Raw genomic sequence first — 26,855 nt, 5'->3', positions numbered from 1 at the left:
CTTAACGACACCCCATATACTCATGATACGACTTGATCAACTGTTGGTCAGCCTAGGGCTGGCCAACTCACGTACGCGCGCCCAACGACTGATTCGCCATGGCCGGGTCAGCCTAGCTAACAGTGGCAGAGTACTCACTAAAGTGTCTGAAAAATGGCCCGACACTACTCGCTTTATCGTTGAAGATGACCCCGAGGAGCGCTACGTATCCCGCGCAGGCTTGAAACTGGAAGGAGTGCTTACAGCGCTTGGCCTTCGCTTTGACGGCTGCGTTGTTTTGGATATTGGCCAGTCAACCGGTGGCTTTACTGACTGTGCGCTACGGTTCGGTGCTCGCCATGTCATTGGCGTGGAGGTCGGCCATGGCCAGCTTGCAGAACAGCTGCGTACTGATCCACGCGTTACCTGTCTGGAAGGCCTCAACGCACGGCACATGAGCAGCGCAACGCCGCTCATTCACGTTCTTGCGGACCAGCCAATACACGTTGCCATAATGGATGTTTCGTTCATATCCCAAACGCTAATTTTGCCCGAGGTTGCCGCGCTATTACCGCCTGACGGGCAGTTAATCTCACTGGTTAAGCCGCAGTTTGAGTTAAGCCCCGGCGCGTTGGACAAACGCGGCGTAGTGCGCGATGCGACACTTTTTGCCGATGTAGAGGCTAGCATTCGAAGCGCTTGTCACGACTGCGGGCTCACCATACGCCACTGGCAGGAGAGCCCTATCACCGGCAGCGACGGCAATCGCGAGTTTCTTTTACATGCAGCGACAGAAGCTTAGCTTGGATCAGGGCGTAGCACGTTTGAGGACGGCCGCGCTGCAGACTGTACCTTAACCGCATCGCCCTGATCTCGGTGTAACCATACATCCATCTGCTCAAACGCTACGCGAACATTCTCTTCACGGAATAGCTCATCTACCCGGCAGTTGACTTCATCGGCGGCAAACAGGCGGTCGACCAAGTCATTAACAAAAATACGCAGCTCAAAATTAAGGCTGTGCTGCCCGTAGTTTAAGCAAAAAACCTGCGGCTCCGGGTCGGTTAACACTCGGTGGTTTTCATCGGCAGCCTGGCGCAGTAGTTGGTGCACCTTGGGCATATCCGAGCCGTGAGCCACGCCATAGGTGAGCACCACGCGCGTCACGTTATCCGACAACGACCAGTTAATCAGCTGGTCGGTTACAAATGTCTTATTGGGAATAATGATCTCTTTACGATCAAAATCGGTAACCGTGGTCGCACGGATACGAATACGGCTGACAGTCCCATGTAGATTACCTATCGTGATGGTGTCGCCTATCCGTATTGGGCGCTCAAACAAAATGATAAGCCCAGAGATAAAGTTGGCGAAAATCTCCTGCAGGCCAAAGCCTAACCCCACACTCAATGCTGCCACGAGCCACTGCAGTTTATCCCAAGACACGCCGAGCGTGGCCAGCCCCATCACCACCCCAGTGCCCACAATGGTATAAGAGAGCAGCGAGCTAATTGCATAGGCGCTGCCCTGTTTCAACGACAGCCTGGATAGCACCATCACTTCCAGCAGACCGGGCAGGTTACGCGCCATAATAAAGGTAATAGCGACGACCAGCAGCGCAGTAAAGACGTCGGAGATTGACAGTACGCTGTCGACTAAATCACCCTCTTGAGACTCCCAAAGCGACACATGGTCTAAATAGCCAAGCACTGACAATAAGTCTGCCCACACTAAATAGAGCAGCGCGCTGAAGCCAATCAGTACAATCAACTTAGAAAGCCGTAAGGATTGGCTGTTAATTTGCTCCATATCGAGCGGCGGCTCTTCGACTACCTCCAGCCCGCCTTCCGCACCCTCCTGCACCTGAGCACGACGGCGAGCCAGCGCACGGCGATAAGCGAGGCGTCGAGCAGCTACGGCCAAGCTTCTCACCAGCGTCGCTTCCACCACCACCCACAACCCCAGCAGATAAAGCGTAATGGCAAACCTGCCCACTAAGCGCAGCGCGGTATATTCGTACCCCCACACCACAAGGCCAAGCAGCATCAGCGGAACCGCTGCCATCGCAAGCCCCAGCAATAAGCGAAACAGCCGCACACCAAATACAGGGATATGCGCCAGTATTAACTGCGCTAGCCACCAGCTCATGGCTAATAAGCCAAACGACAATAGCGCAAAAGCGACGGGGCGCAGTGCTAACGGCGTTTCCATTTCATCCGACATCGTCGCAATCGCAATGACCGGCACCAGGGCAACGCCGAATCCTCCCAGAAGTTGACGCAACCGTGCGGTATATTGCGGCGACCAGGTAAAGTGGCGCTCTGCGACTCCATCCGCGACCAGCAGCCTGCGCACCCATGCCACCACGCCCCAACTTAAGGCCAACTGAAGCAACCCTGGCGCAACGCTAGTGGCTAAAGGCCCAGCCACTTCAAGCAGCCCAATGCCAATGCCGGCTAGCGCGAGCGGGCCCGGAAGAGCCAGCAGTGCATTAAACAGCACTGCTTTGGGAGTATGTAGCTGAGTGTCGCTTTTCAGCCGACCAATTTGCGAATGTATGTCGGCCAGGCGCGTTTTGATTTTGCGCCGCAAGCCCATTAGTACGATGCCAAGTAAGAAAATCGGCGCTCCCTTTAATACTTCCCAAGAAAGTCCCTGCCAGCGGGTAGGCAAAATAGCGCGCCACTCTCCTTCACTCCACTCTAACAACAAATTGTGAGGCAATTGCCGCAGCCAGCCAAAGTCCAGCGGGCGGCTATTGGCGACCCAGAAAAGCTGCTCATCAATCGTTTCGCGCAGCTCGCTGGTGGTAATAAGCAACTGCTGCTGATTCAGTTGAAGCTCAATCGCCGCGCTTAACAGGCTTCCATAGGATTGCTCTAACTGTTCAACCAGCTCACGGCGCGACTGATACAGTCGAGAAAGTGAGTCTACCAGCCCCGGGGTTGCCTCTATGCCCGCCTCTTCTAAGCGCGTCTCGGCAAACTGTGCGCTCTGACGAAGCTGGTCTCGCTGACGTACCAAATCAAACTGCTTTAAACGCAGGTCCGCTATTTCATCCTGCAAGTCTCTCCGCACTGATAGCGGCGGTAGCGACTGGCGCTGTTCGCGCAGAATACGCGACAGCAGCTGACTACCGCGTATCGCATCAATCTGCTCATTGAGGCTGCGCTGCAGCTGTCGCACATGCTCTAGCTGGCGCTGGGCTTCTATGTTTTCGCGCACAATGCTGTTAGCACGATCCGTTGCGCGCAATAACTCTTGGCTTAAAGTTTGATTGGTTTGCTGTACTTGCAGCACCACTGGATGCCCGGCGGCAATTAACGGGTCATCTCGCGCGGCGTCAGCGATGGCCTGCTCAGAGGCCAGGCGTCGCTGCTGATCTATCACACCTTGCAGCATGCCCAACTGCTGTTCTTGGTAATCGATCTGCAGCATCAGTACATCGCGGCGCTGTTGAGCTAGCTCACGTAGCCGGCTATTAGCGCTTAGCTCTCGCTGATTAAAACTCACTTCACGATCGGCCAGTATTCGCTCAAGGCGCAGCTGAATCAGGGCCGCATCATTCAGTGCGGAAAGCTGTCGATCTGCTAACAAAGCCTCGCGCTCATCGTGCTGTCGGCGTAAACTCTCGGCGCGCTGAAGCGTTTCAGCAATATTTTGCTGAGCGCGCTCTGGGAGCGTCTGGGCAGCAAGTAGCTGTGAGTTCACTTCGGCTAACTGGCTTTGCAGTTGCTGAAGCTTGACCACTGCCTGCGTTTGCATTGTTTCTAGCTCATCTAGCGGCCGATCGCTTAAATTAGCCACTGAAAGCTGCTGCGAAGCTTCTTGAGCATCGCTTAAATCACGCTGTAAACTTGCCAGCAGCTCTGGGGCCTGCTCAACACGGGAGTCTAAGGCATTCAATCGCTCATCGACGGACACCAGCCTTTCGTACGCATCTAGTGCCGCCTCTAAGGCTTTTTTATCGCTGGCCTGCTGGTTCGTTAACGCTCCTTCATTTGATTCTAATTGAGCGAGCCTTGATGCCAATTCAGCTTGTTCGGGCACGCCATCCAGCGCATCGGCCTGAAGCGAGGCATAAGCTTGAGAAATAGCAGTGCTGCTGATGGCCAGCAGAAACAAACACGTTACTAACCATTTACCGGCGTATCTAACCACGTTACTTATGCCTCGTTGACATCGAAAGCTCCGCAAACACGGATAATTGCCCCATTGTCAGACGTTCTGATAGCTAGCGCAATCAGAGGTATTGACTTCACGATGTAGCGTGATAGAAACAACCTTGGCATTTGCCTCTTTTAATCATTTTGCGAGCCACCTTGATGGTCATCCGAAAACGGTCGTTGCGAAAACTTATTACGCTGCTCAGCCTCGCCACTGCTGTGAGCGCCGCGAGTGCAAATGCCTTTGCTGACTCACAGGCAGAAATTGAGGCGCGTATTAATGCCCTCAATACCGAGCTTTATGAGCTTCGTCAGCAGCTTCAGCAAGTAACAAGCCCCGAAGACGCAGCGCTTGGCTTACCGGTGGAGCCGCTGCCGCAGGAAGTGGCGCTGGAAGACTTAAGCGAGCGCCGGCTGCTTGAACAGGAATCGAGCCAAAACCCATTTTCGATCACAACGCACCGTACGAATTATCTGTTCCCGGTCAGCTATAACGCCAACCAGAACCGCGAAAATTTTCGCAATATTACTGAAGATGCTTCAGTGGATAGCGTGGAATTGAAATTCCAATTCAGCGCCAAGGTTAATCTCGCCGAGCAGGCATTTGGTAATTATGGTGATGTCTTTTTTGGCTACACTCAGCGCAGCTGGTGGCAGGCCTACAACACAGATGCCTCATCGCCCTTTCGGGAAACTAACTATGAGCCTGAAATATTCATCGACTTTAATAATGCCTGGAGTGCACTTGGTTGGGTGAATACCCTCAACCGCGTATCGTTTAACCATCAGTCTAATGGCCGCTCAGACCCGCTGTCCCGTAGCTGGAACCGGGTCTATCTGGAAAGCACCTTTCAGCGCGGTGACTGGGCCTTCACCGTGGCGCCGCACTGGCGGGTACCGGAGTCGCAAGAAGATGACGACAACCCAGACATCGAACGTTTTATGGGTTACGGCGACATCCGCCTAGCGAAACGTCTTAATAATAACCATGAAATGAGCGGCCTGCTGCGCGGCAATCCAAGCGCAGGCAACTATGGCACCCAAATTGATTATAGCTGGCCAGCGTTTAATACGCTGAGGGCGCATGTGCAGTATTACTACGGCTATGGTGAAAGCCTGATAGATTATGACAATCGCGTTCATCGCCTGAGTATTGGTTTTAGCTTAAATCCATTATTTAGTGCGACAGGGCTGAACCGATAGCAGCATTTACTTGTCTCTTACGATGTGGCTGCTATGCTTACAGCAGCCTCAATCATTCACTCGTCAAAGGAAAGACACCATGGCTAAACGTCAACTCCCCTTCTCTTCTCAGTCAGATCAACTTAAAGACGACCTGCGTCATTTGAGTGAAACGGTTGAAGAACTTATGAACGCGACGGCAAAGGACGCTAGCGGTGAGATGAACGACCTTCGCTCGCGTGCCGAGCGCCGCCTTAAAGATACTCGCGCTCGTTTGGAAGAACGCGGTGAGCGTATCTATGATGAAGCGCGTGATTCACTGAACCACCAAGCTGATGCTTGTGATCGTTACGTCCATGACAATCCTTGGACAAGCATTGGTATTGGCGCAGCGGCAGGCCTAGTTGTGGGTATGCTGCTCGGTCGTCGCTAATGGCCTTGGGTCCTACCCAACGCGTCTTCTCTGCCGCCAAACGCTTGCTGAACTCGCTGATTGCTAATAGCGAAACCCGCCTGCGTTTGGCGGTACTTGAATTAGAAGAAGAGCGTGCTCGCCTAGCAGTTCTGCTTCTTTTGGCAGGGGCAAGCTTGGTTCTGCTGTTATTAGGCATTGCCACCCTGACCGCACTGGTAGTCGTGCTATTTTGGGATACCTACCGCTTAACGGCTATTGCCGTTAGTGCCGCCGTTTTGATAGGCGCCAGCGTGCTATTTGCTGTTATTGCGATTCGCCAATCGAAGCGCCACTCGCTCTTGAAAGAAACGCTTAAACAGCTTACGGCTGATAGAGCATTGCTTGAGGAGCATGAGGATGAAACCATCCGCAAAAACAGCTAAGCCGTTAGTTCAGCCTTTAAGCCGCTCTCAGCGCAAGGCACAGCTACTTGCTGAGCTGGAACAACAGCGTGTGGACATCTTGATAGAAAGTGCATTTTTACAGCAGGCAACGTCACCGCTAGATAAAAGCTGGAAAAGCTTCAAACTTCCGCTTTATTTCATTGGTGGCGTTGCTGCGCTGAAGCTGGTACGCCACCCAGGGGGCGCTATGGCAGCAGGCAGGAAAGCGCTTGCGGGCTATATGCTCTTCAAAAAACTTAAACTATTAGCCAAAGTGGCGACTTAAAACGATAGCGAGCAGTTGATCGGCGTGAACCGCTGCCAATGCCTCGTGAATTGAATGAAAAACGAGGCCTTGGCACCGATTTTTATCATGCCATGGCTTTGGCGCAGTTAGTCTAGTCAGGTCCTAGCAAGATTGCCCACAGGCTACCCCACTGGCCCACGCCCACTGAAAGTTGTACCCCCCCAATTCGCCCGTTACATCCAAAACTTCACCGATAAAACGCAGTTGAGGCAAGTCCTTAACTTCAAAGGTCTTTGACGACAGCTGATCGGTATTAATCCCCCCCATTGTCACCTCTGCAGTGCGCCACCCTTCGGTGCCAGATGGCTTTAGTTGCCAGGCATTTAACCTTTGCGCCCACGTATCCAAGGCCTGATTAGAATAGTGAGCCAAGGGCCGTGCAGCATCATCCTCGGGATACCACTCTAATAGTGCTTGGGCCAAGCGCTTAGGAAAGCGTTCGCCCAGCCATGTGGAAAGCTGACGTTTGGGCATATGCTGACGAGCATCACGCAGGGCACTAGCCGCATTTTCACTCGGGAGTAAATTAATACTGATGCCTTGCCCCGGCTGCCAAACACTGGATATCTGTAGTATGCCGGGGCCGGATAAGCCGCGGTGGGTAAATAACATGGGTTCTACAAAACAGCGATCACCGGCACTTACTGCCACCGATGCACTGACGCCTGAGAGCTGAGCCGCGCGGTCTTTCCATGTATCGCTGAGCGTAAAAGGCACTAGCCCAGGCCGCGTCGCTAAAACCTCTAAACCAAACTGGCGAGCTAAGTCATAGCCAAAGCCTGTCGCGCCCATGGTTGGAATCGAAAGCCCTCCGGTTGCCACCACTACCACTCCAGCATCAATCGCTCCCGCCGACGTGCTAAGCCGCATAGCGTCGCCTTTTCGCTCTACGGCGCTGATTTGAGTACTCAGCTGGATATCAACCCCTGCCCATTCGCACTCGGTTATCAGCGTGCACACTATTTCTTTAGCCGAGACTGCGCAAAATAATTGGCCTGGTGTTTTCTCGACGTACTCCACTCCGTGTCGTTCTATCAACTCAACAAAGTGCTCAGGACGGTAACGTTGAAGCGCCGAAATGCAAAAGTATGGATTTAACGAGTAAAAGTGCTGTGGCGTAGTGCCAAGATTGGTAAAGTTGCAACGGCCGCCGCCGGACATCAAAATCTTTTTGCCCGCTTTATTCGCATGATCTAGTACTAAGGTACGTTTGCCGGCATAGCCCGCTTGAGCAGCACACATCAATCCAGCCGCTCCAGCACCGATAACGACAACGTCATAAATCATAAGAAACTGCTCATAAAAGGGCCACTTACTCTGTACAAACAAACATTCTAACAGGGTCAGGCCTTAAAATTATCGACTAACACTGAGATAACTATGCATTTTCCCTTTCGCCGACGGCTATTTTCGCGACTCATCCTAGTTACTCTCACTCTGTTGCTATCCAGTCTAACGTTTGCTCAATTACCGCCCTCAGTCATCGGCACGCGTGCGGTTATGACCACATGGTCTGATCCTTTAGAGGCGCTAGGAACGCTCAGTGCGGAGGAAAGCGTCGTGCTATCCACCACGGTGACTGAGATAGTGGCCCAGATCAATTTTGAAGACGGTGAGCAGGTTGAAGAGGGGCAGCTACTCATCCGCTTAGAGGATACAGAAGAACAGGCTCAACTAAGATCCTCTCAGGCGTTGCGCGATGAAAGACGTAATGCCTCGAACCGCGCCTCTCAATTACAAGAACGTAACCTAGCAGCCAGAGCCGACGTTGAAGATAGCCAATCGCGGCTGCGCCAAGCAGAAGCCGATATTCAAGCCATAGAAGCCCAGCTGGCAAATTACCGGCTGCGCGCGCCCTTCAGCGGCCGCGTTGGATTTCGCAATATCAGCATCGGCGCGCTGGTAACACCAGGAATGGACTTGGTGACGCTCGATAAACTGGATGTAATGAAGCTCGACTTCAGTGTCCCAGAAGTGTTTCTTGGCCGAATCTCACCAGGCCTAATGCTACATACCGCTACCGCCACGTACCCTGACGACATCTTTAATGGTCAAATCGCCACTATTGGCACGCGCGTGGACCCGGTTACGCGTAGCGTTAATGTGCGCGCAGTACTCGACAATACCGATGGCCGGCTACGGCCGGGGATGTTAATGCAAGTCATTGTTCAGCAGCGGGTTCGCGACGCGGTAGTGATTCCTGAAGCCGCCATTGAGCCCAGCGGTGACCGACACTCAATCATGCTTATCGAGCAAAGCGAAGATAGCACGCGCCTCGCCAAGCGGATTGTTTCGATTGGCGAGAGACGCTATGGCGAAGTTGAAATTTTGGAAGGGTTAGCCGCCGGCGAACTCGTTGTGGTTCACGGACTGCAGTTGGCACGCGATGGCCAGGAGGCACGTCTGCTTGGTATCGCTGACGACGAAACCAGCATTCGAGCGCTGCTAGAGGCCGACCGTTAATGCGATTATCGGATATTTCTGTTCAGCGCCCGGTACTGGCGATGGTGATCGCGGCACTCATTATTGCCTTTGGCTTAATGGCGCTTAACCGCCTACCGCTACAAGAATATCCGACCATTGATCCACCCGTGGTCACGATTGACACCCGCTACCCTGGCGCGTCCGCAAGCGTCGTTGAAACGCGCATTACCCAGGTGCTTGAAGACCGCATTGCCGGCGTGGAAGGCATTGATCTAATTACCTCACAAAGCGAGGATGGCCGCTCTCGGATTGAAATAGAATTCTCGTTAGACATGGATATCGATGCCGCCGCCAATGATATCCGCGACCGCATTTCCGGGGCGCTGCGCAACCTGCCCGATGACGCTGACAACCCTGAAGTCACCAAAGCCGACAGCAGCGAAGAAATCGTTGTGTGGATGAGCCTTTCTGGCGAAGACTACTCCATTACCGAGCTGACCGACTATGCGAACCGCTTCTTGGTCGATAGCCTTTCTGTGCAGCCAGGCGTGGCACGCGTTCGTGTCGGTGGCGGCAGCGACTACGCCATGCGCGTGTGGGTTAATCGCAATGCGCTGGCCGCGCGTGGATTAACGGTCAGTGATATTGAAGATTCACTACGGGCAGAAAATGTCGAACTGCCGGCGGGCTCGATTGAATCACAGGATCGTCAGTTTATTGTTCGCCTTCCACGCAGCTTTGCAAGTGCCGAAGACTTTCAGCGCCTCGCGCTCAATCAAGGTGACAATGGCTATCTTGTGCGCCTTGCTGATGTTGCCCGCGTTGAAGTTGGCGCCGTTGAAGACCGTACAGTATTCCGCTCCAACGGAGTCCCCATGGTAGGTCTTGGCATGATCATGCAATCGACAGCCAACGTCATTGAGCTATCTGATGCGGTAAAAATAGAGCTTGAACGCCTGCAAGGCACTCTGCCAGAAGGAATGTCGCTGAGTTTAGATTACGACGCTTCGCTGTTCGTCTCCGGTGCCATCGACCAGGTTGTCATGACGCTCTTTATAGCCATGGCCCTAGTTGTGGTCGTGATTTTTCTTTTTTTAGGTAATCTACGCACGACATTGGTGCCCGCCGTCACCGTACCTATTGCGGTTATTGGTTCGTTTACCGCCCTTGCCGCGATGAACTTCTCGATCAATCTACTCACCCTGCTTGCCCTGGTGCTGGCGATTGGCCTGATTGTGGATGATGCCATCGTGGTGCTTGAGAACATCAATCGTCGTATGCACGACTACGGTGAAACGCCCCTCGTCGCGGCCTTTCGCGGCACTCGGCAAATTGCCTTTGCGGTGATTGCCACCACTCTCGTGCTCGTCGCCGTTTTCGTTCCACTCAGCATGTTGCAAGGTGATATCGGGCGACTGTTTTCCGAATTTGCGCTGACCATGGCCGCGGCCGTCGTTATCTCAACGTTATTAGCGCTGACGCTAACGCCAATGATGGCTTCAAAGATTCTTAAGCCCGGCATGCACGATAGCCGTATTGGTAAGTCAGTACAGTGGCTGCTTAACGGCACGCAGCGCCGCTATCAAACATCCTTGGAGTGGATGCTTAGGATGCGCTGGCTGGTCGTGGCTATGTTTATCCTGCTGATTGCCGCCACCGCTTGGCTCGCCACAGCTCTACCGAATGAATACACGCCACAGGAAGATCGCGGCAACTTCATCGTCTTAGTCAACGGGCCAGAAGGCGCTACCTTCAGCTACATGATGGATTACATGGACGAAATCGAGGCGCGTTTGGCCCCGCTGGTAGCCAGTGGTGAACTGGAGCGCGTGGTAGTTCGTGCCCCACGCGGCTACGGCAATATTGAGAACTTCAATAGCGGCTTTATTATTGTCAACATGGCCGACTGGGGAAGTCGACGCAGTGCGTGGGAAATTATGGCCGAAGTGCGCCAAACCCTCAGCACGCAGCCGGGCGTACAGGCCTTTCCGGTCATGCGCCAAGGCTTTGGGCAGCGCACTCAAAAACCGGTGCAGTTTGTGCTGGGAGGAGGTACTTACGAACAGCTTGCCCGCTGGCGCGATACGCTGATCAACCACGTGCGTGAAAACAATCCAAACTTAATGGCGCTAGAGAGCAATTACAACGAAACACAGCCTCAGCTGCGCGTGGATATTAATTACCAGCGAGCCGCTGCGCTAGGCGTAACCGTCACTGAAATAGGCCGAACGCTAGAAGTATTGCTGGGTGGGCGCAATGTCACACGCTACGTTGACAATGGTGAAGAGTACGATGTGATCTTAGAGGGTGATCGCAGCAGCCAAAACAGCCCACGCGCGCTGGACAACATTCAGGTGCGCTCGGCACGCTCAGGCGCACTCATCCCGCTGGCCAGCCTTGTCACGCTCTCTGACTTTGCGGGCGCCAGCACGTTGAATCGCTTTGACCGCATTAGATCAATCACCATTGAAGCCAACCTAGCCGACGGATATCCCTTGGGTGAAGCGTTAGCGTACCTGGAAGAAAGCGCTGCTGAGCTGCTGCCAGTCGAGGCGCAAACTAATGTGACAGGCGCCTCACGCGACTTCCAACAGGCCAGTGGCGCCACTGCCTTCCTGTTGATACTTGGTGCGCTAGTGGTCTTTTTAGTGCTAGCGGCGCAGTTTGAAAGCCTTATTCACCCCTTTGTAATCATGCTCACGGTGCCATTAGCCATGAGTGGCGCTTTGCTTGCCCTACTGCTAAGCGGGCAGTCGTTGAATATTTACAGCCAGGTGGGGCTAGTACTACTGATTGGTTTGGCAGCTAAGAACGGTATTTTAATTGTCGAGTTTGCCAACCAGCTGCGCGATGAAGGCCATGCGTTTAGAGCGGCGTTAATTGAAGCCTCCGTGACGCGCCTGAGGCCTATTTTGATGACCGCGGTGACTACAATGGCCGGCGCTATTCCGCTGATAATTTCAACCGGGCCGGGCGCAGAATCGCGCCTTGTTATTGGCACCGTGATCATGGCCGGCGTGGGCTCTGCTACGCTGTTTACACTCTTTGTCGTTCCCGTAGCTTATGACCTGCTGGCACGCTATACAGGCTCACCAGGGGCAGTCAAACGCCAGCTCGAGGATGAGATCGCCGGCGCATCGAACACCCTGAACTCAACCAGCCAGTTACACAGCGAGCCGCCGGAGCGTTAACAGGCGCCGAAAAAAGGGCGTCCCTTAACGGAACGCCCTTAATGCTAAGCACTTCAAGACTGAGGCACTTCAATACTGCTGGCACTTCAAGCCTAGTGGTGCTTCAAATCTGATGGCACTTCAAGCCTGGCGGTTATTCACACTCACCGACGTGCTCGCCTTCAATGACCGTATTCATGCTCAGCTCACCCATTGGAGACTGAGTAAGGATATCGACGCTGCCTTCAATGAGTTCGCCCATAAAACGCATTTCGCCGTCGATCGTCGCTTCACCGCCTTCTGCACGGCATACCATGCTATACGTTAGGCCATCCGCGGTCATATTCTCGTCAAGTAACTCACAGCCTTCTTCTTCTTCGATAAAGCCAAACTCTGAGCCTTCAAGCTCTTCTTGAGTAATGCACTGACGCTCAGTTTCCGTTTGATCCGGAATGTCCATTTCGCCACTAATACTGGTGGTGCTCACAAATTCCCACTCACCAGGCTTCACGTTGGGGGTCTCAGCCAACGCGACCATCGGAAAGGCCACCAGGGCCGCTACTGCCATGTTACGTAACATCATCGCTACTCTCACTGCGTTGCTTTAGGAACCTGCGAATATCCTACCTGATTCCATTCGTCGATGCCTCACCTAGCCATCAGACTGCTACACTTAAGCATTTTGATACACCCGCTTAAAAGGTAGTTAACGATGCATGACGACGCCCTGATTAATTATGATTTCCACTGCCCTTACTGCGATTCACCGCTGACCTTCGTCATTGATGTCTCTCAGGGCAGCCACGACACCTGGGAAGATTGTCATCAGTGCTGCTCGCCTATCCAGTTGCAGATTATCGTCTCCCCTATGAATGGCGAACTTGAAAGCGTCGTAGCGGGCCGCGATGACGACGTTATGTAATGATAGCTAAGCCGTATCGCCCTGCTTAACGGCCAGTTTGCGTTTAGTTTCACTGCGCCGCATAAAGAACCACGCTAATAAGGTCGCAAGCGACACTACCAAAATAATCAGCGTCGCCAGCGCGTTAATCTTCGGCGACACGCCTAGACGCACCGATGAAAACACCACCATCGGTAGCGTGTTTGCCCCAGGGCCCGAGACAAAGCTGGCAATTACCAAATCATCGAGCGACAGCGTAAAGGCCAATAGCCAGCCTGCAGCCAGCGCTGGCGAAATAATCGGCAGCGTGATGAAAAAAAACGTTTTCAACGGCGGTGAGCCTAAATCCATGGCGGCTTCTTCAATTGAACGATCCACTTCTCGCAGCCGAGCAGCGACCACTACTGCCACATAGGCACTGCAAAAGGTCGTATGGGCAATCCAGATAGTCGCCATACCCCGATCGGCAGGCCACCCGGTAATCTGCGCCATTTGCACGAACAGCAACAGCAACGACAGGCCGGTAATCACTTCCGGCATGACCAGAGGCGCGGTGACCATACTGGAAAGCGCCGTTTTACCTCTAAAGTGCCCATAGCGCGTCATTACAAAGGCTGCTACGGTGCCCAGGCAAACCGCCATGCTCGCCGCGAAAAAGGCGATTTTCAGGCTTGTCCACACGGCCGATAAAATCTGCTGGTCCCGGAACAGCTCGCCATACCATTTCGTTGAAAAGCCAGACCATACCGTGACTAGCTTGGATTCATTAAATGAATAGACAACCAGCACCACCATCGGCAGATAAAGAAACAGCAGCCCAAGCACTAACATGACCGTCGAAAAATTAATTCGCCGCACAAACCTCATTCTTGATAACTCATTATTCAAACATCCACTATTCAAGTTCGCGCGACTGATAGCGATGGAACCAGACGATTGGCACCAACAGCAGCAATAACATGACAATGGCTAACGCCGAAGCGACAGGCCAATCACGATTAAGGAAAAACTCCTCCCAAAGCACCTTACCAATCATTAACGTATCGGGGCCGCCAAGCAGCTCAGGAATGACAAACTCCCCTACTGCCGGTATAAACACCAGCATTGAGCCTGCCACAATACCGCCCATCGAAAGCGGCAGGGTCACTTTGATGAAGGTATTCAGCTTACGCGAACCAAGGTCGGCGGCGGCTTCAAGCAGCGAGTTATCCATCCGCGTGAGATGGGCATACAGTGGCAACACCATAAACGGCAGGTAGGCATACACAATGCCGATAGTGACCGCAAACTGGGTATTCATCATGCGCAATGGCGATTCTATGAGCCCAAGTCCCATCAGCAAATTATTAATGAGACCGCTGTTACTTAAAATACCCATCCAGGCATAGACGCGAATCAAAAATGAGGTCCATGACGGTAGCATCACAAGCAGCAATAAAAGCAGTTGCCAGCGTGCTGGCGCCCGCGACATTGCATAGGCCATCGGATAGCCAATCAGCAAGCAGGCGGCAGTGGATATAAAAGCGGTTTTTACTGAGCCCCAATAAGCAGCGATATACAGCGAATCGGAGAGCAGAAAAATATAATTGCCCACATTCAGAAATACATGCAGGGTTTGATCAGCATATTCCAGTAACGGGCCATAAGGTGGAATGGCTACCGCCGCGTCGGAAAGACTGATTTTGAGCACCAGCGCAAAAGGCAGCAAGAAAAACAGTGCCAACCAAACTAGCGGCAACGCAATCACCGCCCGACGCCCCAGCTGCCAGCGTTTGAGCAGCGCTGAAGAACGAGATGGCTTCATTTAAGGCAATTTCCTCGCAGTAAAAAGTGCACCCATCTAACGGTTCAACACAATGATACTGTGGTCTTCCCAGTAGACATACACGCGGTCTTCCCAGGTAGGCCGATCACCACGACGCTCGGTATTAGCCATACTGACCTTAATCATCTGGCCGGAAGGTGTGCGCACGTAATACAGCGAGAACCCACCTAGGTAAGCAATATCGTCAACCCTACCTTCTGCCCAGTTATATTCCGTCGTAGGCTTTTCACGCGTTAACCAAATTTTTTCAGGGCGCAGTGCAACCCACACTCGCCGGTCCATCGCCTGGGTGGTAATACCATGGTCGATATAAATAGGCCGCTCGAGCGCGGGGGCAGTAATTCGGCAATGATCAGCGGCATCTTCGATGATCTCGCCTTCAAAGACATTCACCGTGCCGACGAACTCAGCCACCATGCGGCTAACCGGACTTTCATAAATATCCACCGGAGAGCCCACCTGCTCAATCCAACCATCGGCCATAATCGCTACGCGATCCGCCATGGTCATCGCCTCTTCTTGATCGTGAGTCACCATAATGCAGGTAACGCCTACCTGCTCGATGATCTCGACGACCTCTAGCTGCATCTCAGTGCGCAGCTTTTTATCCAGTGCGCCCATGGGCTCATCTAGCAATAAAATTTTGGGCCGCTTAGCCAGCGAGCGCGCCAACGCCACTCGCTGACGCTGACCGCCCGACAAATGGTGTGGCTTGCGCTTGGCAAAGCGCTCCATATGCACCAGCTTGAGCATTTGCGCTACGCGGACATCAATATCCGCTTTAGAAAGCTTGTCCTGCTTCAAACCAAAAGCGATGTTTTGCGCTACCGTCATATGCGGAAACAGCGCATAAGACTGAAACATCATGTTAATAGGCCGCTTATGCGGCGGCATCGCGGTGATATTGTCACCGTCTAATAAAATGCGGCCTTCGGTAGGTGTCTCAAAACCCGCGAGCATTCGCAGCAGAGTAGATTTACCCGACCCGGAACCACCTAGTAGCGCGAAAATTTCGCCGCGCTTAACCTGCAAGTTGACATCATCCACCGCCAGCGCATCATCAAATCGCTTGCTTAAGCGTTTGACTTCCAGCACGACATCTTCAGCAAACCGTGGGGCCTTGCCCTGGGCGCGTGGTGCAGTCGTGCTGATAGGTGGGGTGGATGAAGCCTCGTTCGACAGGGGCGTAGTGACCATTCGCCACTCCCATCAAAAGCCCGACAACTCGAGCGTTTAAAGACAAACAGCGAGACAAGCACAATGCTTGTCTCGCCGCCAGACGATACAATTATTAATGACCAGATTTAACGCGATTCCAGGTGCGTGTCAGGACGCGCTGAACGTTTTGCGGCTTTTCCAAGGGTACAAATGAATTCTGTAACACCTCGGCTTCCGGGTAGATAGCTGGATCATTAATGATCTCGTCAGAGAGATAGTCATTCGCCGCCAAGTTTGGATTGGCGTAGCGAACGTATTCAGTAATTTCAGCCGCTATCTCGGGGTCAAGAATAAAATTGATAAATGCGTGCGCGTTCTCAGCATTGGGTGCGTCAGCAGGGATCGCCATCATGTCAAACCACAGCTCAGAGCCTTCCTTGGGAATGCTATAAGCGACAGTGAAATCACGCCCCGCCTCTTGTGCGCGCTCGGCGGCCTGAAAGATATCGCCCGAATAACCGGCCGCAACGCAAATATCGCCATTCGCTAGATCGGCAATGTAACGTGAGGAATGAAAGTAGGTAATGTCGTCGCGAATGCCGGTTATCACCTCACCTGCGGCTTCTAGATCGTCGCTATCATTACTTTGTGGGTCGAGCCCCAGGTAGGACAGCGCTGCTGGCAGCATTTCTATACCAGAATCCATTAGCGAGATACCGCAGCCCGCAGCGCTCAGCGCACCGGTAATTTCTGGATCAAACAGAAGCGCCCAGCTGTCGACAGGGGCGTCTTCGCCAAGAATTTCTTCGATACGATCGGTGTTATAGCCGATACCGTTGGTTCCCCACATATAAGGGACTGCATACTCATTCGTTCCGTCGATGTGTTCCAGATTAGCCATCAAATCTGGATCAAGGTTGCCAAGGTTGCTCAACAACTCATGGTCAAGGGGCTGATAAACGCCCGCACTCAACTGACGCGTGAAATATTGGCTAGAAGGCACGACCACATCATAGCCAGAACGGCCGGCAAGCAAGGCGGCATCAAGCGTTTCGTTGCTATCGTAAACATCATAGGTCACGTCAATGCCGGTGCGCTCAGTAAATTTTTCAAGCGTTTCCGGAGCAATGTAATCTGACCAGTTAAACACCCGCACCTCATTGGCGTAGGTAGTGCTAGCCGCTGCGGCGAACGAAATAGCCGCAACGGCCGCGGAAAGTTTGTGAATGTTCCCCATATTACTGCTCCTATTATCTATATCTAGCTACGCGATCTTTTCAACACGGTTCTAAGCGATTATTGTGCCACGTATTCCCCGTGGCGAGCTGTCTGCCACTCAAACAGCGTAGGCCATCATACTAGCCGTGCGAATTTTGCGGTGCGTGAGCCCCTATCGCAAGACAATGTGAAAAATTCTTGTATTCCGCACCATCGGCCCCACTTAACAGCAGTGCGGCGACGCCGGCCAGTCCACCAATAGCTAAATACTATCAAACTAATGGCTATTCTTAATTTTATTCATTATCCGTTAGCCCTTAGTATTATCATCACTTCTTAACCCTTTGTTCATCAATCACGGAGATTACCCGAATGTCTTTAATCAACACTGAAGTTAAGCCATTTAAAGCAACAGCTTATGTTAACGGTGAATTTGTCGATGTTACTGAAACCGACATACAAGGTCAGTGGTCTATCTTTTTCTTCTACCCAGCTGATTTCACCTTTGTATGCCCAACTGAGCTTGGTGACCTAGCCGATCACTACGCTGAGTTTAAAAAACTGGGCGTTGAAATCTACAGTGTTTCTACTGATACCCACTTCACGCACAAAGCATGGCACGACAGCTCTGACACCATCGGCAAGCTGCAGTACCCCATGATCGCTGATCCGACGCTGCGCATTTCACGCAACTTTGAAGTCCTGATTGAAGACGCTGGCCTTGCTGAGCGCGGTACCTTTGTTGTCGATCCTGACGGCAAAATCCAGATTGTCGAAATCAATGCTGGCAACATCGGCCGTAATGCCGAAGAGCTACTGCGTAAAGTGAAAGCCGCTCAATACGTTCGCGCTAATCCGAACGAAGTTTGCCCGGCTAAATGGAAAGAAGGCGAAGAAACGCTGGCGCCTTCTTTAGATCTGGTAGGCAAAATCTAAACCGCCTATCGATCTAACCAGCCGCCAAGCTTAGCTTTGGCGGCTAGTGATACCTCAGCACCCGGGTCCTGCCCGGGTGTTCTGTTTCTGCTCAGAGTACTGCGAGGAAGCTACTGTCATGCTGGACGCCAATTTAAAATCCCAGTTGAAAACGTATCTGGAGAAAGTGACTCAGCCGTTCGAGATCGTTGCGTCCCTCGATGACGGAGCCAAGTCACAAGAACTGCTGGGTCTTTTGGAAGACATCAGCAGCCTAAGCGATAAGATTACCCTGCACAGCGACGGTCAAGATGCCCGCACGCCGTCGTTTGCAATTAACCGCTCCGGCGAAGACACCGGCGTAGTTTTCGCTGGCATCCCGATGGGCCACGAATTTACCTCGCTGGTTCTCGCGCTGCTGCAAGTAGGCGGCCATCCGCCTAAAACCTCTGACAAACTGCTGGATCAAATCAGGGCACTCGACGGCGAAATGCTGTTTGAGACCTACTACTCACTTTCCTGCCAGAACTGCCCAGACGTTGTTCAGGCGCTTAATCTCATGGCCATCTTTAATCCCAACGTCCGTCACGTTGCGATTGACGGCGCGCTGTTTCAGGATGAAGTTGAGTCTCGTGAAATCATGTCGGTGCCGAGCGTGTATTTGAACGGCAAGCCGTTTGATCAGGGCCGCATGACGCTTGAGCAGATTTTAGCCAAGGTCGACACCGGCGCGGCTGAGCGCGATGCCAAAAAGCTCAGCGAAAAAGCGGCCTTTGACACGCTCGTGATTGGCGGTGGCCCCGCGGGTGCGGCGGCAGCGATCTATTCAGCCCGTAAAGGCATTAACACCGGCATAGCCGCGGGACGCTTTGGCGGTCAGGTGGCCGATACCATGGGGATTGAAAACTTCATCTCCGTTTCGCATACCGAAGGCCCTAAGCTTGTCAGCGCGCTTGAAGAGCACGTAAAAGATTATGAAGTCGATATCATGAATCTGCAGCTCGCCACTAGCTTTAAAGCAGCTGAGGCTCAAGGCGGCCTGCATGAAGTGTCGTTTGATTCCGGCGCGACACTTAAGAGTAAAACGCTCGTGCTCGCGACCGGTGCTCGTTGGCGCGAAATGAACGTTCCCGGCGAGCAGCAGTACCGTAACAAAGGCGTTGCCTACTGCCCTCACTGCGATGGCCCGCTGTTCAAAGGCAAACGCGTTGCCGTTATTGGCGGCGGCAACTCTGGCGTTGAAGCCGCTATCGACTTAGCGGGAATCGTCGGCCACGTGACACTGATCGAGTTTATGGGCGAGATGCGCGCCGATGCAGTGCTGCAGAAAAAGCTTAAGAGCCTGACCAACGTCGATATTATTCTTAATGCACAGAGCACTGAAGTCACTGGCGACGGCAGCCGGGTCAACGGTTTGATCTACAAAGATCGTACCAACGATGAAAGCAAATCCATCGCGTTGGAAGGTATTTTTGTACAAATTGGACTGGTGCCCAATACTGAATGGCTTAAAGGCTCGCCGATTGAAATGACGCCACGCGGGGAGATCATCGTCGATGCACACGGCATGACGTCGGTACCCGGCGTCTTCGCCGCTGGCGATGTTACCACCGTGCCCTACAAGCAAATCATTATTGCCATGGGCGAAGGCGCTAAAGCATCGCTCGGCGCGTTTGACTATCTCATTCGTAATTAACGATTGAGAAATCCAAAAAAAGCCCGCTGGGTTGAACTACTGTTGAGGGTCAGCTCAACGTCAGCGGGCTTTCTTATGATCGTCAGCAGCAGTTACGGCGTCGTCGGTATTTCTCCTAGCACCTCAGGAATGGTCATCTTGACATAGCGCCCTGGTGCCGGCTCGATGATGGAAAGTGCGCCATCGCCAGGTTGGCGCACAGGTACCATTTTCTCGCTGTCGGCATAGCCATTGTCAGTCATCCACGCCTGCCAATGAGGCCACCATGAGCCCTCATGCTCACTAGCGCTTTCCAGCCACGCTTCATGGTTTTCCGGCAATGCATCGTTGGTCCAGTATCCATACTTGTTCTTACTGGGCGGATTAACAATACCCGCAATATGCCCTGAACCGCCGAGCACAAAGGTTGCCGGCCCCTTGGGCAGCAATGCCCCGTAGTAGGTGCTGTTCCATTTAGCGATATGGTCTTCTTTAGTCGATACAAAATAGCTGGGCGTTGATATTTTGCGCAGATCAATCTTCACGCCATCTAATTCAATGCCGTTTGGTTCAACCAAGCTGTTCTCCAAATACATATGACGCAAGTACCATGCATGGGTACCTGCAGCCAAATTGGTGCCATCGGTATTCCAGTAAAGCAGATCAAAAGCGGCAGGCGTTTCACCCTTCAAATAGTTACTGATGTAGAACGACCAAAACAAATCATTTTCACGCAGTAAATTAAAGGTATAGGCCATTGAACGGCCGTCCAAATAGCCTTTCAGCTGCAGCGTTTGCTCAATACCTTCAACCACACGCTCGTTGAGAAAGACGCCGATATCGCCAGGATCGCGAAAGTCCTGCAGCGTTGCCATATAGGTCACCGACTTCACTTTCCGCCCACGCCGAGTACTCGTAAGGTAAGCCACCGTTGAAGCCGTTAGCGTACCGCCAACACAATAGCTAAGTAGGTTCACCGACTTCTCGCCACAAGCTTGCTCGATGGCATCCATCGCACTAATGGGCCCCATCTGCATATAGTCGGCCCACGTGATATCACGCTGCTCAGAGCCAGGATTACGCCAGGAAATCAAGAACACTGTATGCCCTTGCCCTACTAGCCACTTGACCATGGAGTTATCGTCACGCAGATCAAGAATGTAATACTTATTGATCCACGGTGGCACCATCAGCAGCGGCGTTTTAAACGTTTTCTCTGTGGTTGGGGTGTACTGAATTAATTGGATTAATTCATTTTCATACACCACCGCACCGGGCGTCACTGCAATGTTGTGACCCACACCAAAAGCGCCGCGGTCCGTCATGCGGACATTGATTCCCTCGGCGGAGTTGGCCAAATCTTCACGTAAACTCGCTAAGCCATCAACCAAGTTCTGGCCACGTGTTTCCAGCGTTTTACGCATGACCTCGGGATTAGTGGTCATAAAATTCGTCGGCGCCATCGCGTTCACCAACTGGCGCGCGTAAAACATCAAGTTGCGCTTATGGGTTTCATCCAAGCCGCCCAAGCTTTCAACCAGCTCTTCAACGACCTGCGAAAACAGTAAATACTGCTGCATGATCGCCATGTAATACGGCTCGTGGGTCCACGCACTGTCTTTAAAGCGACGATCATTTTTTGCAGGGGTTATCAGTGGTGAGACTTGTTCGCCGGCCATGCCTCGCATCGCCTGCTGACACAACAGCCACTGGTCTTGTAGTAAACGTGTTTGGGTTTCAAGCAACAGAGTAGGATTTTGCATCAGCGACTGCGCCCCAGCCTCAAAGCTTTCACGCATATCGGCATAGATAGAGTCGGCAGCTTCGCTGGGTGCAATACGGGAAAGTAAGTCCTGCATCAGTCCCTGATACTTGTCGCTAATATCGCTAAGCTGGATAGCCCAAGCATCGGCTTCCGCTTGAGAAAGCCCTTCAGAGAGTTTTTGAGATATAGCCTGAAACGGATTCTGCCACGCTGACTGCATACTTACTCTCCCTGCGCCTACTCTCAGGCGCACCAAACGCTGTCGACCGGCGAGGCCATAAATCAGGATGATAAAAGCATCGCGGCGCCCTAAGGCGCCGCGATGGTGATCTCACTCAGCTTTTACGCGACGCCTGACTAGAGGCTTTGGCCGATTGCGCGCCTTTAGTCGCAGCCTTGGCTTGCCCGGACATTTGCTGCCCGGCTTCGCTAAACATCTTTTCCACTTCAGATTTGAACTGCTGGCTCATCTCGCTCATTGCCCGCGCATCTTCCTGCATCTGCTGGGACACTTCGTTCATCATTTCTGCTTGCTTAGTACTAAAATCGCGCAGGCCTTCGGCATCTTTGATTTCAGTAGCGCTGCGCATACGCTCGGTACCCATTTGGCTATAGCGTTGCATTGCTTCCAACTGATACTGGGTCATTTTTTCCATATTGTTGAGCATCAGCGAATTGATTTTGCGCATAGGCTCAAACATTTGACGCGTTTGGGCGTTAAAGGCGTCCGTCATATTATCTTGCATAGTGTCTGCTCCTCTCGATGGATCCCTGGCATGAGCCTTAGGCTACACATGTAAAACGCCTGGAGTGACTCATGGTGACGTAGCATTGCTGCACTGAAAAACGCACTGCAAAAACGCACTGCAAAAACGAGTAGCCGCTGACATACGGGGTTGCAAACTACTCTAGAAAGTATCCTTACCTTCTTACCTTCTAACCTTTCGCTCGAGATCGCGAAGAAGCGGTTGTTTTCGCCTTCGCGCCCTTCGCGCTTGAACTGCCTGAGTCCGGCGCTCCTGCCGACGATGTGTCTTTACGCGATGCACCTGGGCTGGCCTCTTCATCCGCAGTAGAAGAATCATCAGACGCAGCAGCATTACTCGCTTGACGCAGCATATCCAGCATCATTTGCTGGTAGGTGCCGAAGTTCGCTAAACCTTGGGAAAGCCCCTTGGAGAGTCCTTCTGAAAGCCCTTGCTGCATCATCGGCTGTTGTAAGAAAGGCCGCATAAGGCTCATAGGGTCATAGCCTTCAACACCGGATTCCATTTGCCGCTGAATATTTTCTAGCAGATGCTTTTGGAATTCCTCTACATCAGGCAGCCCCAGTGATTGGCGAAACTCATCAGGGGTAAGATCAAACTCAACGTTAATCTTCATAGGCGGCTCCTGCCAAGTTTTACCGACACTCACTTTATCGATACTAATTTCACCGACACCGGGGTTTTGTCTGAGTGTAGCAGCGATAAGCCCACTTCACCGGGACTTTAAAGCTGCGTTAAACGCGGGGTATCAACGCTAACGTCACCATTTTGGCCTCGCTGGCGTAACCAGTGGTCCAACAGCGTTATGGCCATCATCGCTTCAGCAATAGGCGTCGCGCGAATACCCACGCAGGGGTCGTGTCGCCCTTTTGTGATCACGTCGACCGCTTGACCATGCACATCAATAGAGCGGCCCGGGGTGGTAATGCTCGACGTCGGTTTTAGCGCCAACCGCGCAACGATTGGTTGGCCGCTGGAAATACCGCCAAGCACGCCGCCTGCATGATTAGACAGAAACCCTTCGGGCGTCATCTCATCGCGATGTTCGCTGCCGCGCTGGGCAATACACCCAAAGCCTGCACCGATTTCAATGCCCTTTACGGCATTGATGCTCATCAGGCCATGCGCAAGCTCAGCGTCCAGGCGGTCAAATACCGGCTCACCCAGCCCCACGGGAACACCTTCAGCAATCACGGTAATTTCAGCGCCCACTGAGTCTTGATCACGCCGCAGTTGATCCATATAGGCTTCAAGCTCGGCTACGCGCTCCGGGTCAGGGCAGAAAAAAGCATTTTGCGCTACCGATTCCCACTGTTTGAAGTCAATTTTGATCGGCCCTAGCTGACTCATATAGCCACGAATCTGTACACCTTGAGCCGCCAAATATTTCTTGGCGATGGCCCCAGCGGCTACCCGCATAGCAGTTTCTCGTGCGCTGGAGCGCCCGCCGCCCCGATAGTCTCGGTGGCCATATTTATGATGATAGGTGTAGTCCGCATGCGCGGGCCGGAACTGATCTTTAATTTTCGAGTAATCGTTAGATCGCTGATCGGTGTTTTCAATCAGTAAACCAATCGACGTACCGGTCGTTTTACCTTCAAAAACGCCTGACAGAATCCGCACCTGATCCGGCTCTTTGCGCTGGGTCGTATGTCGCGAGCTTCCCGGCCTGCGGCGATCCAAGTCGTGCTGCAGGTCCGCCTCGCAAAGCGGAAGCCCTGGCGGGCAGCCATCAACGATTGCGCCAAGCGCGGTGCCGTGGCTTTCACCAAAGGTTGTGACACTGAATAATTTGCCAAACGTATTGCCAGACATGGCCGTTAATTCCTTACACGAAAGACGCCGCATGGGCGTCGAGTTCAGCGGCGCTCAGGACAAACACGCCCTGGCCGCCACGCTCGAATTCAAGCCACAAAAAAGGAACATCCGGAAATGCTGCTTTCACATGGCAATCTGAGTTACCAACCTCAACGATCAGCCAGCCCTCATCGGTCAAATGTTGCCGCGCTTCACGCAGTATACGCCGCACAATATCCAAACCGTCACTACCGGCACCCAGTGCCAATGACGGCTCATGGCGGAACTCAGCGGGCATCAACGCAAGATCACGCGCATCCACGTAGGGCGGGTTAGAGACAATCAAATCAAAGCGCTGGCCTTCCAGGCTATTAAAGACATCCGACTCCAGCGCGCGCACGCGATTGCCCACATCGTGGCGGGTAATATTTTGCCGCGACACGGCTAAGGCATCTTGGCTAATATCCGCCAGCGCTACTTCGCAGGTGGGCAAATACAGCGCCGTGGCAATACCAATACACCCAGAGCCCGTGCATAGGTCTAGCACCTTAGCGGGAGGCTCTTCTGGAAACCAAGCCGCAAAGCCATCTTCAATGAGTTCGGCAATCGGTGAACGTGGAATCAGCACGCGCTCATCAACGTGAAACGGATGGCCGGCAAAAAAACTTTCACCCAGCAAATAGGGCAGCGGCCGACGCGTGGTAATACGTTCGCGCGCTAAGCCAATGATACGCAGGCGCTCAATGGGCAGCAGCCGCGCCTCTAATACCCCGGGGTCAACGCTCCACGGCAGATGCAAAGCGCCCAAACAAAGCGCAACGGCCTCGTCCCAGGCGGAGTCGGTACCATGGCCATAATGCAAACCGGCCAGATAAAACTCGCTGGATACCCAGCGTAAATAGTCACGCAGTGTGAAGAGTTCGCTCACCAGCGCCGACTCTGGCAGGGAAAGGGTTGAGTGAGAATGCTCAGCGTTGAGATGCGTGGTCACAGCGACTCCTGGGTTAACGATAATCTTGGATGCAGCCAGGCCATGCCTGATAACGCTTTATCCACATGACGAATAAAAGATTGTACCTTTCACGCCGCCAGGTTCACAGCAACGCTCAGCCCGCTATACTGTGCCTCTTTACGCTGACTTACCGTTTTGACACCTATTTTTCATACCTGAGCCTGCCATGACGCGACGCCGCCACCTTCCCAATGATGATGATATCAGTGCCTTCCGTGAAGCGTTAACCGCGGCGGGCGTACGCCGTATCGCGACCAATCAGGCCGATCCAGGCAAACCTAAACAAGATGGAAAGGCACATGAGGCGCGCCGCCACGCGGCGGTGCAAAGCGATGCTAAGCAGGTCAGCGGGCGCACGTCGGATGGCCGCGTGGAGGCCGTACGCCCGTCTGAATATCTGGAGTTCAGCGTTGTTGACCTGCCGCTACGTACCTTCAGCCAGCTAAAACGCGGCCAAACCGCGTGGCAGTCGGGGTTGGATTTACATGGCTATACGCTAGAAGAGGCGCGTACGGAGCTTGAGAGTTTTCTACGCGATTCAGCCAGCCAAGAGCTGCGCTGCGTACTCGTGGTGCACGGCAAAGCATGGGGCACCACGTCTGATTTCCCCGTACTCAAAAGCCACACCAATACATGGCTGCGCGAATGGCCAGGGGTGCTGGCATTCTGTTCGGCGGTGCCCGTCGATGGTGGCACCGGCGCCGTGTATATCCTGCTACGTAAACGTGGCCTTTAGCCGCTACTCAGCGGCATCCGAAGCAATGCTTGGCATTCGCCGCTCTAACGCCTGATCCGCCAAGTGACGACCTAAGCGGATCAAATCTCTACCGCGATGAAATTCATAGGTGCTACAGACGGTCTTGGGTATTTCAATCAGCACATCGGGTGGGTAACCCGCCACTTTATATTTAGCCAGCGCCGCCTGGGTAATATCAAACGACTCCAAAATCATATCCAGCTTGCTCCACTCACGCTTACCGCGGGCTTCCGTGGTCTCATCAGGCTCTTCATCCCCGTTGGCACCCAGCCCACCCCAAAGTTTACGCGTCGCCGCACGAACATCGCCAATCCACTTACCCATACTTTGGTCACGCTCGCGCTCATTTTCACTGCGGCTATCGGTGGCCTCTTCTTCTTTGGGAAGCAGTTCCTCTAATGTAACCGGTAGCGGGCTGTGCGCGGTGACGTTAACCGCCACGACAAAATCCGCCTGATGGGCAGCGACCACGGGCATAATGGGTAAAGGGTTGAGCAGCCCGCCGTCGACCAAGACTTGCTCACCAAGATGAACAGGGGTAATAACACCGGGCACTGCGATAGACGCGCGAATAGCGCGCAAAAGAGAGCCCTTTTGAAACCACACCTCGCGTTGGCGCACTAAGTCAGTCGCCACGGTTGTCACCGGAATCGACAAATCTTCCATCAAAATGTCGCCTACCAGCGCTTCTAGTTTACTCATCACTTTGCTGGCACGCATCGCGCCCATAGGGCTCCACGTCACATCAACCAGTTTGAGCACATCAAAGTAATCCAGGTTACATACCCACTCGCGGTACTCCGGCAGCTTACCCGCGGCGTAAATGCCGCCGATCAGCGCGCCCATTGAGCAACCAGACACGGCAATAATCTCAAAACCACGGGCTTCTAATGCTTCAATAACACCAATATGCGCGTAGCCACGCGCACCGCCGCTACCCAGCACCAAGGCAACTTTGTTGCCACTGGCCAAGTGAGCCAATTCATTCATGCTAACGTCC

The 26,855-nt window shown here is 53.1% G+C and carries 24 protein-coding genes; 11 read left to right on the top strand and 13 right to left on the bottom strand.

Annotated features, from left to right (window positions below; genetic code table 11):
- The first annotated feature begins 22 nt into the window (after positions 1-22).
- Positions 23-781: a TlyA family RNA methyltransferase gene (locus CIK78_RS08545; protein WP_096279088.1), complete on the top strand. Its 759-nt coding sequence runs from the start codon at positions 23-25 to the stop codon at positions 779-781.
- On the opposite strand, the gene mscK is transcribed toward CIK78_RS08545, so the two are convergent.
- Entirely contained in the window at positions 778-4,140 is a 3,363-nt protein-coding gene (mscK, locus tag CIK78_RS08540; protein WP_096279086.1) for a mechanosensitive channel MscK, read from the bottom strand. The genes CIK78_RS08545 and mscK overlap by 4 nt on opposite strands.
- A 164-nt stretch (positions 4,141-4,304) precedes the next feature.
- Between mscK and CIK78_RS08535 the strand changes: the two genes are divergently transcribed.
- The 4 genes from CIK78_RS08535 (at position 4,305) to CIK78_RS08520 (ending at position 6,450) form a co-directional block, all read left to right on the top strand.
- Positions 4,305-5,348, top strand: coding sequence for a phospholipase A (locus CIK78_RS08535; RefSeq protein ID WP_096279083.1), 1,044 nt, complete (start codon positions 4,305-4,307; stop codon positions 5,346-5,348).
- Positions 5,349-5,427: 79 nt separating this feature from the next.
- Positions 5,428-5,760, top strand: a complete 333-nt coding sequence (locus CIK78_RS08530; RefSeq protein WP_096279081.1) for a DUF883 family protein — start codon at positions 5,428-5,430, stop codon at positions 5,758-5,760.
- Entirely contained in the window at positions 5,760-6,164 is a 405-nt protein-coding gene (locus CIK78_RS08525; protein WP_096279079.1) for a phage holin family protein, read from the top strand. Before CIK78_RS08530 ends, CIK78_RS08525 begins: the two co-directional genes overlap by 1 nt.
- Complete coding sequence (locus CIK78_RS08520; protein ID WP_096279077.1) at positions 6,139-6,450, top strand: YqjK family protein; 312 nt, start codon at positions 6,139-6,141, stop codon at positions 6,448-6,450. The genes CIK78_RS08525 and CIK78_RS08520 overlap by 26 nt, the downstream gene beginning before the upstream one ends.
- Positions 6,451-6,573: 123 nt before the next feature.
- On the opposite strand, the gene CIK78_RS08515 is transcribed toward CIK78_RS08520, so the two are convergent.
- Entirely contained in the window at positions 6,574-7,758 is a 1,185-nt protein-coding gene (locus CIK78_RS08515) for an NAD(P)/FAD-dependent oxidoreductase (protein WP_096279075.1), read from the bottom strand.
- Positions 7,759-7,971: 213 nt separating this feature from the next.
- Between CIK78_RS08515 and CIK78_RS08510 the strand changes: the two genes are divergently transcribed.
- Both CIK78_RS08510 and CIK78_RS08505 read left to right on the top strand, forming a co-directional pair.
- A complete protein-coding gene (locus CIK78_RS08510) occupies positions 7,972-8,934 on the top strand; it encodes an efflux RND transporter periplasmic adaptor subunit (protein ID WP_255249099.1) in 963 nt (320 codons plus the stop codon).
- Complete coding sequence (locus CIK78_RS08505; protein WP_096279071.1) at positions 8,934-12,086, top strand: efflux RND transporter permease subunit; 3,153 nt, start codon at positions 8,934-8,936, stop codon at positions 12,084-12,086. The genes CIK78_RS08510 and CIK78_RS08505 overlap by 1 nt, the downstream gene beginning before the upstream one ends.
- 133 nt (positions 12,087-12,219) lie before the next feature.
- On the opposite strand, the gene CIK78_RS08500 is transcribed toward CIK78_RS08505, so the two are convergent.
- On the bottom strand, positions 12,220-12,648 hold the full coding sequence (locus CIK78_RS08500) for a DUF3617 family protein (RefSeq protein WP_096279069.1): 429 nt from the start codon (positions 12,646-12,648) through the stop codon (positions 12,220-12,222).
- Between the two features lie 129 nt (positions 12,649-12,777).
- On the opposite strand from CIK78_RS08500, the gene CIK78_RS08495 reads away from it, so the two are divergent.
- Positions 12,778-12,987, top strand: coding sequence for a CPXCG motif-containing cysteine-rich protein (locus CIK78_RS08495; RefSeq protein WP_096279067.1), 210 nt, complete (start codon positions 12,778-12,780; stop codon positions 12,985-12,987).
- A 6-nt stretch (positions 12,988-12,993) separates the two neighbouring features.
- Here the strand turns inward: CIK78_RS08495 and CIK78_RS08490 are convergent, their stop codons facing one another.
- From CIK78_RS08490 to CIK78_RS08475, 4 genes are all read right to left on the bottom strand, one after another.
- The gene (locus tag CIK78_RS08490) at positions 12,994-13,833 is read right to left on the bottom strand and encodes an ABC transporter permease subunit (protein ID WP_096279065.1); all 840 of its coding nucleotides are present in this window, start codon (positions 13,831-13,833) and stop codon (positions 12,994-12,996) included.
- Between the two features lie 28 nt (positions 13,834-13,861).
- Positions 13,862-14,770, bottom strand: a complete 909-nt coding sequence (locus tag CIK78_RS08485; RefSeq protein WP_096279063.1) for an ABC transporter permease subunit — start codon at positions 14,768-14,770, stop codon at positions 13,862-13,864.
- Between the two features lie 36 nt (positions 14,771-14,806).
- Positions 14,807-15,988 carry a polyamine ABC transporter ATP-binding protein gene (gene potA / locus CIK78_RS08480; RefSeq protein WP_096279061.1) on the bottom strand — a complete coding sequence of 394 codons (1,182 nt, stop codon included), beginning with the start codon at positions 15,986-15,988 and terminating at the stop codon, positions 14,807-14,809.
- A 94-nt stretch (positions 15,989-16,082) separates the two neighbouring features.
- Positions 16,083-17,186, bottom strand: coding sequence for a polyamine ABC transporter substrate-binding protein (locus CIK78_RS08475; RefSeq protein WP_096279059.1), 1,104 nt, complete (start codon positions 17,184-17,186; stop codon positions 16,083-16,085).
- A gap of 353 nt (positions 17,187-17,539) precedes the next feature.
- Here CIK78_RS08475 and ahpC point away from each other — a divergent pair, with 353 nt between their 5' ends.
- Together ahpC and ahpF are read left to right on the top strand one after the other, a co-directional pair.
- Positions 17,540-18,103, top strand: coding sequence for an alkyl hydroperoxide reductase subunit C (ahpC, locus tag CIK78_RS08470; RefSeq protein ID WP_096279057.1), 564 nt, complete (start codon positions 17,540-17,542; stop codon positions 18,101-18,103).
- 118 nt (positions 18,104-18,221) lie between these two features.
- On the top strand, positions 18,222-19,778 hold the full coding sequence (ahpF, locus tag CIK78_RS08465; protein ID WP_096279055.1) for an alkyl hydroperoxide reductase subunit F: 1,557 nt from the start codon (positions 18,222-18,224) through the stop codon (positions 19,776-19,778).
- Between the two features lie 92 nt (positions 19,779-19,870).
- On the opposite strand, the gene phaC is transcribed toward ahpF, so the two are convergent.
- The 5 genes from phaC to prmB all read right to left on the bottom strand — a co-directional run bounded on the left by phaC (position 19,871) and on the right by prmB (position 25,077).
- The gene (phaC, locus tag CIK78_RS08460) at positions 19,871-21,742 is read right to left on the bottom strand and encodes a class I poly(R)-hydroxyalkanoic acid synthase (RefSeq protein WP_096279053.1); all 1,872 of its coding nucleotides are present in this window, start codon (positions 21,740-21,742) and stop codon (positions 19,871-19,873) included.
- A gap of 115 nt (positions 21,743-21,857) precedes the next feature.
- Positions 21,858-22,268: a phasin family protein gene (locus CIK78_RS08455; protein ID WP_096279051.1), complete on the bottom strand. Its 411-nt coding sequence runs from the start codon at positions 22,266-22,268 to the stop codon at positions 21,858-21,860.
- A 190-nt stretch (positions 22,269-22,458) separates the two neighbouring features.
- Positions 22,459-22,905 (bottom strand): hypothetical protein, encoded by a 447-nt coding sequence (locus CIK78_RS08450; RefSeq protein ID WP_096279049.1) that lies wholly within the window; start codon positions 22,903-22,905, stop codon positions 22,459-22,461.
- 107 nt (positions 22,906-23,012) lie between these two features.
- Complete coding sequence (gene aroC, locus CIK78_RS08445; RefSeq protein WP_096279047.1) at positions 23,013-24,104, bottom strand: chorismate synthase; 1,092 nt, start codon at positions 24,102-24,104, stop codon at positions 23,013-23,015.
- A gap of 13 nt (positions 24,105-24,117) precedes the next feature.
- On the bottom strand, positions 24,118-25,077 hold the full coding sequence (gene prmB / locus CIK78_RS08440; protein WP_096279044.1) for a 50S ribosomal protein L3 N(5)-glutamine methyltransferase: 960 nt from the start codon (positions 25,075-25,077) through the stop codon (positions 24,118-24,120).
- A 187-nt stretch (positions 25,078-25,264) separates the two neighbouring features.
- Here prmB and CIK78_RS08435 point away from each other — a divergent pair, with 187 nt between their 5' ends.
- Positions 25,265-25,834 (top strand): Smr/MutS family protein, encoded by a 570-nt coding sequence (locus CIK78_RS08435; protein ID WP_096279042.1) that lies wholly within the window; start codon positions 25,265-25,267, stop codon positions 25,832-25,834.
- A gap of 3 nt (positions 25,835-25,837) precedes the next feature.
- On the opposite strand, the gene CIK78_RS08430 is transcribed toward CIK78_RS08435, so the two are convergent.
- Positions 25,838-26,845 carry a patatin-like phospholipase family protein gene (locus tag CIK78_RS08430; protein WP_096279040.1) on the bottom strand — a complete coding sequence of 336 codons (1,008 nt, stop codon included), beginning with the start codon at positions 26,843-26,845 and terminating at the stop codon, positions 25,838-25,840.
- Positions 26,846-26,855: the final 10 nt, after the last annotated feature.

Source organism: Halomonas sp. JB37 (genome assembly GCF_002332255.1).
GTDB lineage: Bacteria > Pseudomonadota > Gammaproteobacteria > Pseudomonadales > Halomonadaceae > Vreelandella > Vreelandella casei.
This window is presented reverse-complemented; position numbering and strand designations above follow the sequence as displayed.